This window comes from Streptomyces jumonjinensis, assembly GCF_009600885.1.
Classification (GTDB): domain Bacteria; phylum Actinomycetota; class Actinomycetes; order Streptomycetales; family Streptomycetaceae; genus Streptomyces; species Streptomyces jumonjinensis.
Window position 1 is genome coordinate 19,850 of the sequence record NZ_VCLA01000008.1, and the last position, 12,020, is coordinate 31,869.

General features: G+C 70.7%; 12 protein-coding genes. 5 read left to right on the forward strand and 7 right to left on the reverse strand.

Annotation, left to right across the window (positions count from 1 at the left end):
* Positions 1-19 precede the first annotated feature (19 nt).
* Positions 20-607, forward strand: a complete 588-nt coding sequence (locus tag FF041_RS01140) for a hypothetical protein (RefSeq protein ID WP_153520612.1) — start codon at positions 20-22, stop codon at positions 605-607.
* A 92-nt stretch (positions 608-699) separates the two neighbouring features.
* Here FF041_RS01140 and FF041_RS01145 read toward each other — a convergent pair whose 3' ends face one another.
* From FF041_RS01145 to eccB, 7 genes are all read right to left on the reverse strand, one after another.
* On the reverse strand, positions 700-996 hold the full coding sequence (locus FF041_RS01145) for a WXG100 family type VII secretion target (protein ID WP_153480228.1): 297 nt from the start codon (positions 994-996) through the stop codon (positions 700-702).
* 68 nt (positions 997-1,064) lie between these two features.
* Entirely contained in the window at positions 1,065-1,427 is a 363-nt protein-coding gene (locus FF041_RS01150; protein ID WP_153520613.1) for a WXG100 family type VII secretion target, read from the reverse strand.
* Between the two features lie 90 nt (positions 1,428-1,517).
* Entirely contained in the window at positions 1,518-2,726 is a 1,209-nt protein-coding gene (locus FF041_RS01155; protein ID WP_228387964.1) for a S8 family serine peptidase, read from the reverse strand.
* A gap of 74 nt (positions 2,727-2,800) precedes the next feature.
* Positions 2,801-4,603, reverse strand: a complete 1,803-nt coding sequence (locus FF041_RS39985; RefSeq protein ID WP_153520615.1) for a hypothetical protein — start codon at positions 4,601-4,603, stop codon at positions 2,801-2,803.
* 5 nt (positions 4,604-4,608) lie between these two features.
* Positions 4,609-5,079: a hypothetical protein gene (locus tag FF041_RS01165; protein ID WP_398763927.1), complete on the reverse strand. Its 471-nt coding sequence runs from the start codon at positions 5,077-5,079 to the stop codon at positions 4,609-4,611.
* Between the two features lie 213 nt (positions 5,080-5,292).
* Positions 5,293-6,531 carry a type VII secretion-associated serine protease mycosin gene (gene mycP / locus FF041_RS01170; RefSeq protein ID WP_228387965.1) on the reverse strand — a complete coding sequence of 413 codons (1,239 nt, stop codon included), beginning with the start codon at positions 6,529-6,531 and terminating at the stop codon, positions 5,293-5,295.
* A 20-nt stretch (positions 6,532-6,551) separates the two neighbouring features.
* Complete coding sequence (gene eccB, locus FF041_RS01175; RefSeq protein ID WP_153520617.1) at positions 6,552-8,081, reverse strand: type VII secretion protein EccB; 1,530 nt, start codon at positions 8,079-8,081, stop codon at positions 6,552-6,554.
* Positions 8,082-8,261: 180 nt separating this feature from the next.
* Here eccB and eccE point away from each other — a divergent pair, with 180 nt between their 5' ends.
* The 4 genes from eccE to FF041_RS01195 form a co-directional block, all read left to right on the forward strand.
* Positions 8,262-9,632, forward strand: coding sequence for a type VII secretion protein EccE (gene eccE / locus FF041_RS01180; protein ID WP_194291892.1), 1,371 nt, complete (start codon positions 8,262-8,264; stop codon positions 9,630-9,632).
* Complete coding sequence (locus FF041_RS01185; RefSeq protein ID WP_153520618.1) at positions 9,629-10,330, forward strand: hypothetical protein; 702 nt, start codon at positions 9,629-9,631, stop codon at positions 10,328-10,330. Before eccE ends, FF041_RS01185 begins: the two co-directional genes overlap by 4 nt.
* A 262-nt stretch (positions 10,331-10,592) precedes the next feature.
* Entirely contained in the window at positions 10,593-10,826 is a 234-nt protein-coding gene (locus FF041_RS01190; protein ID WP_153480236.1) for a DUF397 domain-containing protein, read from the forward strand.
* A gap of 345 nt (positions 10,827-11,171) precedes the next feature.
* Positions 11,172-12,020: SCO5717 family growth-regulating ATPase (locus FF041_RS01195; protein WP_323390913.1), on the forward strand; the 849-nt coding region annotated here is incomplete at its 3' end.

Consider the following 12,020-nt stretch of genomic DNA (forward strand, 5'->3'; position numbering starts at 1 on the left):
TGCCAGTTACGGAGTTCAGATGAAGAACCTCAAGAACACGGAACGGCGCGGGCTGAAGTCCGTCTTCTCGCTGGCTGCGGCGGCACTTCTCGTTCTCGCCGCTTCCGGGTGCACATCGTCCGACCCGAAACCGACCAAGGCATACAAGACACCGGACTCGCTCTGCGGTACGGCCATCGAGCCGAGCCTGTTGGAACCTGCACTGCCTCCAGGCAAGAAGATCTCGACCAAGGTAACGAACCTGATCGGGTACGACCGCTGCCTCGTCCGGGTGGATGACGAGTCCGCCCTGTCCGTACTGATCAGTTGGCGGGGGGGAGACACGACCACCCTCAACGTCGCCTCCACTGAGCGGGGCGGAGGCATGATAATCGACACGCAGCTGACCGAGGACCGGCGTTACGCCTGGTCCGAGAAGGGCGGCGTCGGTCAGGTCCACTGCCCGGAACCGAGCGTCAGCCACCGCAAGGTGGACTCCAGGCTCTTCGTCACCATCGTGAGCCTCAGTGATGAGAAGACGACGGAGCCGGAGATGAAGAAGCTCATCACCGCGTACACCGATTCGGTCAGTAACTCCGATGAGTGCAGGGCCTCGAAGAGGTCCTGACGTCCGTGCCTCGTCGCGGAATCGCGGATACGACGACAGGGTGGGCATCTCCCGCGTATGCCCACCCTGTCGGGATGCTTGTCCCCCGGCTGTTAGAAGTAGCCGGCGGCCTTCCGGTCACCGGCCTGGTAGGCGGGGGCCGCCTCGCGGACCGCGCGGGCGATGCCCTTCAGGGCCGTGTGGATCATCCGGGTCTCTTTGTCCCACTGCCGGTGGTAGTTCTCCGCCGCGGTCGCGGCCTCACCCTCGAAGGTGCTGGAGATGCTGCGCAGCTTGCCCTGGATGGCGTCAAGGCTCTTGTCCAGGCGATCGGCCTGCTTGTCGATGGTCGCCGCCGCCTGCTCAAGCGAGGCGTATGTGACGACCAGGTTGGCGCCGTTGTCCGACATTAATCCTCCGACTGCCGTATGTCTGTGTATCCGCTGTGCTGGGGATGCGCCGCTCGGCGGCGTCGGGCTCAGTAACCGCTGATGTTCGAGCTCGCGCGCGAGGTCGCTCCGGCGTCACCCGAGAAGCCGGGGGTGACGTCGACGCCCTGGAGCGCGGCGCGCACATCGTCTTCGGTGTTGCCGGCGGTGGTACGGGTGACCTGGATCGCCTCCTGGAAGTGGAGCAGCATCTTGCCGATGCGCACCATGCCCTGGTTGATCTCGGCCTGCTTCACATCGAAGGCGCCGTGGCCGATGCCCTTCCAGTTGCCTTCCAGGCTGTCGATGACGCCCTGGAGCTGCTGGAGCTGGCCCTTGACGTCTTCGAAATTGGCCGTGATCTCGTCCTGGAGACTCTTGAGGCCCTCATCGCCGACTTTCTGGACTGACATATGTCGGTCTTCCCTTCCCTGTTCGCGTTCTCAGTACGTTGATTTCATGGTGGAGGTGTGATGGCGCTGGGCGGCGGCCGTACGGCCCGCTCAGGCGCTGCGGCGGCGCCGGGCGACGAAGAAGCCTCCGCCCGCGAGGGCGACGACGACCCCTGCTCCGCCGAGGACGAGACCCCACCAGCCGTCGTCCCCGGACTTCTCGCTAGAGCCTGCCACGGCGGTGTCGGCCGGGGGCGCGCTCTTCGCGGGTGATGACTTCGCTGGTGCGGAGGGAGTGGCCGAGGCGGTGGCGGCACCGGTCCGCTTGTTGGTCAGCGGGCTGAGATCCGGGTCGCCGGGCTTGCCGAGCCCCCGGTTGATGTGCGCGCCGGGACGGACGACTCCATGGCCGTAGAAGTTACTGAGGGTCTTCTTGTTGCCGTCCTTGCCCCGGCCCGCGCTCTCGAACATGACGCGGAGGACCTGGTTCGCAGTCCAGTCGGGGTTTGTGGACCAGATGAGAGCGGCGGAGGCGGAGGCGATGGCGGTGGCGGCGCTGGTGCCGTTGCCATCGCAGTAGCCCTTGAAGCTCGCATCGCACCAATGGGGGATGCCGCTGCCGGGAGCGACAAGGTCCACGGCCTCGCCATGGTAGGAGTACTCGGCAACCTTGCCCGCAGCGATGGAGGCTCCGACGCCCACGACTTCGTCATAGCTGGCCGGGTACCCCGGCTTATTGTCCTCGTCGCCTGTGTTACCAACAGCCGCGAAGATCAGCTTCCCCTTCTTCTCCGCGTACTTCACCGCCTCTTCCTCTTTCGGCTCATAGAATTCACTACCGGAGGAGATGCTGATGATCTGCGCGTCACTGTCCGCGGCAGCCCTGATGGCATCCGACTTATCCCGGAGGTTCGACTTGTGCTTCTCCTGGAACTCGGTGTCGGAGATCCGAATGGGGATGACCTTGACTCCCGGGGCAAGTCCTTGCAGCCCGCCTCCTTGACCGGTCCCGGCGATCAGCTCGGCCATGGTCGTCCCATGTCCGTCGTAGTCGTCCGTGGCCTCGCCTCTCGCCTTGGTGGCATCGAAGCCTTCCAGGACCTGTCCCTTCAGCGAGGGGGTCGACGAGTTGATTCCGGTGTCGATGACGGCGACCTTGATCCCCTCGCCGGTGGTGGTCTTCCAGATCTCCTCGGCACGCATCGCGTCCAGGTACCACTGCCGGGACCGCACATCCTCGACGGCCGCCGCGACCGGGGCGGTACCGACGACGCCCACGGCCCAGGCCACGGCGGCAGCGCAGAGCAGACCTCGCCTCATGGCGTAGGGCCCCTTGCGCTTTCGGAGCTGGCTTATTCCTGCCGACATCCTGACTTCCGAACCTTCCCCTGTGCTCACTCGATCACTGGTGGGACGGCGCGTCGTCGAACCGCCCATGTCTCTTCGTCTTCCGTCAGATAGTCGGGACGGGCGGAGCCGGAGCTCTCGCGCTCCTCGCCATCGGGCTGACGGTGGCCAGGGCGGCCACCCACAAGCCCCGAACCACCGGTGGTGAAGCCACCGGCCACCGGCCTGGAGCCCGTACCGCCGTTGCTCGGAGTGCCGACGATTCCCTTGGTGCTGGGGGTGCCTCGCCCCGTGGGCTGAGGCATGCCGTTCGCGGGGCCTGCTCCGATGACTCCGGACTGACCGGTCCTCGGCGAGGCGGAGCGACCCGGTGTCGCTCCCTCAGCGCCGATGACCGTCCCCCTGGGGATACGGGGCCCACTGGCGGCCCCGGTGGCGCGCTGGGGCGTACCGCCGACGATGCCGCCCGCCCGACCTGCGGGAGACCCCGCGGACGCGCCGGTTCCGGCCCGCCCGGCCATCGGAGACTGTCCTGACGCCCCTACGGCTCCGGCACGACCTGCCGCGGGAGCTCCGCCGCCCATGGGACCCACTGCCCCCGCTCGGCCAGCGGCACTCCCACCGCCCGCCGCTCCCGGTGCGCCTCCGATGACAGCGGAACGTCCGGCGCTTTCGGCGTACTTGGCCGCAGGGACGCCACCGGCCCCGATCGCGCCTCGCCCCGGAGCGCCGGTGCTCGACGGTCCACCGGCCCGTGATACGCCCGGCCCGCCCTTCGCCTGCGCCGCCTTGTTCTGCACAGGGCTCGACACGCCGGGGGCCATCGGTGGAACCGGTCCGGGCATGGGAGCTCCCGGAGCCGTGGGCACGGGGGCCGTCGGGGCGACCGGAGCCGTGGGGGCAGCCGGCGGTGCCGTGACGCTGTCGATCACCATCGATGTGTCGGGCCCCGGGACCGGGGGCGAGGGCTGTCCGGGCGAGGGTGTCGCCGGAGCCAGCGCTGTCGGCAGACCAGCCACGTCGCTCTGGGGCGTGCCGCCGGCATCGGCGATCCGAGTCGGCGAAGCCACAGCCTCCTGAGCGGAACCGGATGAGCGCTCGCCCCGCGATGAAGTGGCCGTGGAAGCTCTGTCGTCCTCCCATGCTCCGTAGGGGCGTGGCACCGCCGTCGTCAGCGCACCCGGCATTCTCGGGGGTTCCTGCCCAGCCAGCGATTCCTGGGAGACCGCGTAGAACGAGGCCAGACGGTTCATCTGGTTGATGGCCTCCTGGCGGTCCTTCTCCGCCTTCAGCGCCGCCTTGTACTCGGCGTTGTCCTCCTTGCGCTCCGAGGGCGGGAAGGCCTCCGGCTTCTTCGGGTCGGCACGGTTGTCGCGCGGCGGCCGGGCATTGCGGACCGAGGTCAGGCCCTCGCTGGCGACCTTCATCTGGGTGCCCACGCCGTTGGCGAAGGTGCCCAGATCGCCCGCGTACCGGGCGAGCTCTCCTCCGTAGCGGCGGAACTCGTTGCCGGACTCGCCCTTCCACTCCGTGGCCTTCACAAACGCGTCGAGCTCGCGCGCCGCCTTGTTGAGGGCGGTCCTGGCTCGCTGGAGCGCGTCGCCCGCGTTCTCCAGCTCCGCCGGGTCGGCGGTCTCCAGCAGGTCGAGCATCGCGTTGAGCCGGGCACCCTCGAAGTCCGTCTTGCCGAAGAACCCGCCCGGTCCCGATCCGTTGCCGAAGCCGATCTTCTCCAGCATCGCCGTGGCACGCTCGATGGCGTCGGTGGCGACGAACTGGCCCTCGATCCGCGTCGTGTCAGTGGCCTGCTGCTGCTCGTGGGTCAAGTCCGGATTCGCGTTGTCACCCATCGGCATTACCCCAACTCCGTCGAAAGGGCCGTGTCGTTGTCGCGGGCCTGCACCCCGCGCTGCTGCTCCGCGGCGTCACGCCGACGCTCCGACTTCAACTGCCCCTGAATCGCGTGGAAGCGCTGCCGCATCTCTTCCTCCACGTTGTCGAAGCCGACATCGGCCGCGTGCACCCCGATGGTCAGCGCCTCGATCTGGTCGCCGAGGGACTTCGTGAGGGAGACGAGCGACGCATGGACACGGTTGTACTGGCTGAAAAAGCCGTCCGCTTCCGCGAAAGGCAGATTCGATCCGCTGAAAGAACCGCGCGACACCCTCTGTTCGGCGATTTTGGCCGTACCGCCCTCGCCGCCCTCGAATTCCGCCAGCAGTGCGACCACTTGCTGATGGAATTTCTTCAGCGCACCGACGCCGCGCTCCAGATCACTCGCCCCGCCCGAGCCTCCGACTCCGCCGCCCTCTGCATCGAGCACGATGCCCGTTCCTCCCCGTTTGCTACAGCTGTCCCACCTTGTGATCGCGGCGATATGACCGCCACGATCAACAGACCATCACTCTAACCACTGCCTATGACAGCCCCAAGCGGCTTCTCCGGTAGGCGACTCCCGGGATGTGAAGACCTCTGGGACGCGAGTGACAGCAGTTGATCCGGCGGTGTTCGTTCCGTGGACGACGGCCGGCCGCGCCGATCAGCGCGAGGCCGGCCGGGCGGATCGGCGCCGTGCGTCGCGGAAGGCCACCGCGCCGCCCGCGATCGCCGCCACCAGGACTCCGCCGCTCACGACCGCATACGTCGCCAGGCGGGTATCGCGCTGCTCCGCCGTCTCACCCAGCGGGACTTCGGCCGTGGTCGGGGGCGTCACATCGGTGAGGCCCTCCCGGGCCACCGGGCGTTCGAGGGGTTTGCCGTCCTCGGTCAGGGCGCGGACCGGGTCGACCACGCCCCAGCCGACCAGCCGGTCATGGCCCGGCGTCGACCGCTCCGCCGTCTGCTGGATCTGGGCCGCGATCTGCCGGGGGGTCCACTTCCGGTGCTTGCTCTTGATCAGCGCCGCGACAGCCGCCACATAGGGGGCCGAGAAGCTGGTGCCGTGGTCGGCGCAGTGGCCTCCCCCGGGCACCGTCGTGACGATGTCGACCCCCGGGGCCGCGATGTCCACGAAATCGCCCGACTGGGAGAACGCCGCCCGTTCGTTGTTGCGGTCGGACGACGCCACGGCGAGGACGCCTTCGTACGACGCGGGGTAGGTCTTCTTGACGTTGCCGCCGAGACCGTCGTTGCCCGCCGATGCCACCACCACCACGCCCGCCGCCAGCGCCCGGTCCACGGCCTGCTTCAGCAGCGGGGTGGGCTCCACCGCCTTCGCCGTGTCCTGGGAGATGTTGATGACCCCCGCCCCCTCGGCGACCGCGTGGTCGATGGCCTCGGCGAGCGTCAGCGCGGTGCCGTTCCCGGCGGCGTCGTTCTGCTGGATGGGGATGATCACGGCATCGGGGGCCAGCCCGACGAAGCCCGTGCCGTCGGCGGGGCGGGCGGCGATGATGCCCGCCACCTTGGTGCCGTGGCCCACGGTGTCCGTGGTGCCGTTCTCCGCACCCCGCTCGATCTTGTTGCCCTCAGCGTCCTCGACCGGCAGCAGATTCACTCCGCTCCCGGTATCCACCGCATCCTTGAGCTGCGGATTCTTGATGTCGACACCTGTGTCGATGACCGCGACCCGCACCCCCTTCCCGGTGGACCGGCTCCACACCTCGTCCAGCAGCACCCGCTGGAGCGCCCAGGGGCGGCCCTTGTACATCTCGCCGGGATAACTGCACTGACCTGCCGGGTCGACCGCCGCCGCGGGCAGCGGCATCCCGATCACCGCGACCGCCGCAACCGCCGTGGCCGCGGATATCGCGAGCGGACGCGCACACCGCGACCTCATGAGGCTCCCCTTCGAACCGCTCATGAGCCCTGGGGCCGGCTCGCCGAACCGGTCGACAGACGCGGGCCCGTGGGCAGGAACGAGGACCAGGCCGCGGGGACCGGAACCGGGTCGACGTCCTTGTAGCCGAGCCGGGTCTGCGCCTGCTGGGCCTCCCGCGCCCGCTCCTCCCGCTCCTCGGCCGTCCCCGACGAGCCGATGCCGGAGGGGTCCGTCGCGCTGTCGTTGTTGGACTGCATCGCGTAACGCAGACCCGTGTCGGTCACCAGGAACAGAAAGCCGGTGTCCGTGCGCGCGCCCTTGAACTGGCGGAACAGCTGCCCGGACCCGGGGGTGACATACGCGCTGCTCGACCCGACCGGCAGCGTCGCGGGGAAGCCGTCGCCCGCCCAGGTGCTGAGAGCGGTCTCCCCGCTGTCCGCGTCGACCCCGCGCAGCACATTGCACACGGTGTTACGGCTGCCGTCCTCCGTGCTCGCCGAGTTGACCGGCCTCGGCAGCCGCTGCGGCCACTTCTTGTCCTGGTTGAACGCCTTCCCGGGCCGGAAGTCGCCGCCGCTGATCCGCGTCGCCTCACCCGCCTGCCCCAGGGCGGCCAGCTCCTCGCTGTTGAGCAGGAGGTTCGCCGTGAAGTCCGAGATGGGAGCCACCCGGCCCGGCAGCACCGCGTACATCTGGTCCCTGGCCCCGTCGCTGGCCTTGAGGATCAGGCCCACCTTGTTCAGATCGGCGCGCAGATCACCGGCCGGGATTCCCGCGTCGTCGCCCGGCGTACCGGTGATCACGGGAAAGTCGACCCGATCGCCCTTGGGCAGGGTCTCCAGCCATGCCGCCGACACCCGCTGGGGCACCCGGTTCTGACCGACCACCTGGCGCTGGAGCCGCTCCTCCTCCGCCACCGGATACGCCGTCCCCGCCGCGTCCACGATGTACCGCGCCTCATCGGGGCCCTCCACATAGAGGAGTTCCCCACCGCGCAGCCGCTCCTCGCCGTCGGTCTTCGACGCCTCCCGTTCGGCGAGGACGAACGCGGCCTTCTGAATGGCCCTGCCGCCCTCGCCCGGGCGCTCGCACACCGCCCAGCGCTTGGCCGAGCCCGCTTCCTCCGCCGAGGGCAGCCGGTCGGGCGCGTAGGGAATGCCGAGCGTGGCGCCGTGCGGAATATCCCCCTTGTCGAGCACCGACTCGTCTACATTGATGACTTTCCCTTTGTCGCGGTTGAGCAGCAGCTTCGCGGACGACATATTCAGCACCGGGTGAAGCTGTTTCTTTCCCTCGGTCTCCAACACCACATAACGCGTAGTGGATTTACTGGCGATGATGACGTTCTCGCCGGGCAGATCCCATCCTTTGGGCGCCACCGGCCGGAACATTCCCCAGGCGGCGAATCCCGCCAGAATCACCACACCGACAATGGCTCCGGGCACGACGGCGCGCAGCGGACGGGGCGCCCCTTCCTCCGAACCCGTGGTGTTCGGCTGGAGGAACTGCGCAATCAGCCTGCGTTTGGCGAACGTGTATGCGTTGAGTTCGTCCCGACGTGATGCCATGTGTCCGCTGTCCCTCTCCCCGCTGGGCGGGCAGGCTCCCCGCTCTTCGTGCGGGCCCGTCCTCGTACCGCCCCCCTACTATGCCTGCTGACGCTTACGACTTATCGCTCAGGTAGGGTGATCGCCCGGTCAACGCCCATAGGAATTTGGTAATTACGGACACGAGGGGGCAACGCGGCGATGGGTACGGCGACGCGCGCGCGCAATGGGCGGACTCCGGGGACTTCCGAGCGGCGTCGCGGCTCCGCCCGCCGGTCCCGGAGGAACGGTGACCCGCGTGGACGGGACGGAGCCGGACCGGCCGTGGACGCGCCGCCCGCCGTCCCCGCGACCACCGCCCTGCGCCCCCTCTCGCGCACCGGCCGCATCGGCCCCCTCCAGCTCCGCCAGCTCGCCCTGGTGGAGATCGCCGTCGCGCTGGCCCTGATCGGGGTCGCCCTCGGGGGCCTCTGGATCGTCCCCGCCGCGGCCGTCGGCTGCGTCCTGCTGCTGCTCGCCTTCATCCGGCGGCGCGGACACGCGGTCCAGGACTGGATGTCCACGGCCCTGGCGCTGCGTTCACGCAGGCGGGCCGCCGCGCCCGCCGCCCCGGACGCCGACCCCTCGCTCGCCCCGGTGACCGAGGGCGTGCCCGGGCTGCGCCCGTATCCCTATGTCGACCGCAGCCGCCGTACGGTCGGCATGCTCGGCGACGGCGCCTTTCTGACCGCGGTGGTACGCGTCGAGGCCAGCGGGGACGGGCTGCGCCCCGCCTTCGGCGCACGGGCGCTGCCGCTCTCCGTGCTCGGCGGCGCGCTCACGGTCGACGACATCGTGCTGGACTCGGTCCAGCTGGTGCAGCAGGTGCGGCCCGCCCCCGCGCCCCATCTGCCGCAGCGGTCGATGGCCCGGCTCTCCTACGCCCCGCTCCAGGAGCGGACCGGGGCCCCCGCGCTACGGATGACCTGGGTGGCCGTGAAACTCGACCCGGAGCTGTGCCGGGAGGCCGTCGACGCGCGCGGCGGCGGTCTCGAAGGCGCTCAACGGGCCCTGGTGCGCATCGCCGACCATGTGGCGAGCCGGGTCACCGGAGCCGGTTTCCAGGCCGTCGTCCTGGATCAGGAGGAGCTGAACTCCTCGGTGGCGACCGCCGCCTGCGCCAGTCCCCGGCTGGCCGCCCGCGCCGGGCGGCCCGATGCCGCGCCCCAGCGCCGTACCGCCGAGACCGCGCGCGTATGGCGCTGCGACGACCGGTGGCACACCTCCTACACGGTGGGCCGCTGGCCCGAGCTGGGGCGCGGCGCGGTGCCGCTGCCCAAGCTGGTGTCCCTGCTGACCTCGGCGCCCGCGTACGCGACGACCTTCAGCCTCACCCTGCGGCGGGGCGCGCGTCAGGGGGCGATGGACGTGGCCGGTCATATCCGGGTCACCGGCGGTTCCGACACCGAGCTCATCGGTGTGCGCCGGACGCTGGAGCAGGCGGCCCGGGCGGCGAAGGTCGGACTCGTACGGCTGGACCGCGAGCAGTTCCCCGGCGCGCTGGCCACCCTGCCGCTGGGCGGCGCCCGATGAGGGGCCTGGCGCGCGGGCTGCGCGGACCGAGGCATCCGGGGCACACCGTGCCCGTCGCCGATCTGGGGGCGCTGTCGCTGCCGGTCGGGGACGACGGTGTGGTGATCGGCGAGGACGCCGAGGGCCGCCCGCTGATGATCGGCTTCCATCGGTCGACGCCGTACGACGCCCTGCTGATCGGCGGTCTGTGGACGGCTCAGGTGCTCGCCCTGCGGGCGGCGGGGACGGGCGCGCGGGTCGCGGTGGAGACCGGGCGGGCGCAGAGCTGGACCGGTCTGGCCCAGGCGGCGGGAGCGGGGCTCGACTGTGTGACCCTCCACGACGTGGGGCGCGTTCCGCCGCTGGGCGCGACGGTGGGCAGTCCGGTCGTGGTGGTGCGCGACTGCGGTATGCGACCGCCCCGGGGACGGGTGGTGTCGTCGCCGTGGCAGTCGGTGCTGACGCTGCTGCCGTATCTGAGCCCGGTGGCGCCCCGGCTGCTGCGGGACTCCACTCTGGTGGGCGTCCAGCGGGTCTCTCCGCAGGAGGCGGAGCAGATCGGCCGGATTCTCGGGCTCTCCCCGGCGGAGAGCGGGGCGCTGCCGACGCTGGCGGACGGGGTCACGCTGTGGTGCTCGGGCCGTGAGCGCCACTGGGTGATGACGAACGGCACGGACGCGGAGACCGGGCTGCTGGGCGCGGCCCGTCGGATGGACTGACGGACTGCCCGGCTGATGGCCTGACGGGCTGACGGACGGGCGCGTTCCGGACGCGTTCCGGTCCCGTCGGCCGCCGTGACGCGTCCGCCGGATCGGACGTTCGTACGCTCTTACGCTCGTACGCCTGGTTTTCCGCCAGCTCACGGGGTGTAGTCGGCATAGGATTCCCGAGTGATGTGGGCCGGTCGCCAACAGCCCGGTGTCTGCTGGCGCGTGGGGTGCGGTGGCCGGTCCGGCCGTTTACCGAAAGGGAGCTTGACCGATGGGGAGCGCACAGGAGAAGGACGAGCTCTACGCCCTCGATATCTCAGGTGTCGAATGGCTCAGTGCCCCGGGCACGAGTGCGGACGAGGAGCGAGTGGAGATCGCCCATCTGCCCGGTGGCGGGGTCGCGATGAGGTCGTCCCTGGACCCGGACACCGTGCTGCGTTATACGGAGGCGGAGTGGCGGGCGTTCGTCCTCGGGGCTCGTGACGGGGAGTTCGACCTGCAGTGACCGGGAGGCCGGGCCGGGCCCGCGGTGCGCCGGGACCTCAGGGCGGCGAAGCCGCGGGCCGTGCGGGCGACGGCGCCGGGCCGGTACCGGTTTGCCCGTTGTCTTCCTGTGCTCCGCCGAGTTCGTGCGGCCGGGCGCCGTGACGTGACGCAAGGGACAGCGTCCCGCGGGCGGTCGGGCCTGCCGGGGCACCCTTGCTGACGTTTAGGCTAGGAGGTGGAGAACGGCAGAGACGGCCGCGGGGATGCCCACCGCGTCCCCCGGGCGGCGAGCCGGGCCGATCGGACGTCAGCGGTCGCCCCACCCACGACGGCACAAGGGTGCTCGACCACACCAGGAGGCACAGTGAACAGCGATCGCGACGAGATCCGCGGGGCATGGGACCTTCCCGCCGACGAGTCCGACGCGGAGCCCGCCGAGCTGACGGGTGAGTTCACCATCGACTACACCCCTCCGGCCTGGTACACCCAGAACGCGTCGGGGGACACGTCGGGCGCGGGCCGGACTCCTCCGCCGCCGCCCAGCGGTCCTCCGGTGGCGACGCCGGGACTGCCCGTGGGGGCGGGGTTCGAGCCGGGCCGGCCGCCGGTGCCGCCCGCCGCTCAGGCGTCGGCGCCGACACCTGCGCCTGCGCCTGCGCCTGCACCCGCACCCGCGCAAGCTCCGGACCCGGCTCAGGCTCCGGCGGCCCAGCCCTTCGGCGGGGGCGATATGGAGAGCGGGGCCACCATGCGCTTCTCCCCCGCCGCGCTGAAGCGGGAGTTCGCCGAGCGGGACGCCGCCAAGCAGGCGGCGGAAGCCGCGGAGGCCCGGGAGGCCGCCGAGCCCGAGGCTCCGGCGACGACCGGCGGGGCGAGGCCGGACGAGGCGAGCGGGCAGGACAGTGCCGCGTCCGCCGCCGGAACCGTGCCGCGCACCGAGGCTGCCGGGGCCCCCGCGATCCCTGGGGGCTTTGAGGCGGACGCCGGAACCGCCGAGGGCCCCGAGCCCTCCGGTCACTCCGGGGACCCTGCCGGGGACGCCTCCGCCGAGGCCCTTTCACTCGGTGCCGAACCCAGTGTCGAACCCAGTGCCGAACCGGGTACCGCCCCCGAGCAGCCGTCCGGGGCCAGCGCGCCCGCCGGCCCCGCACCGCAGACCGCCGCACCGCTGAGCCCGGCGACCGAAGCGGCCCAGCCCTGGTCCCCCGCGCCC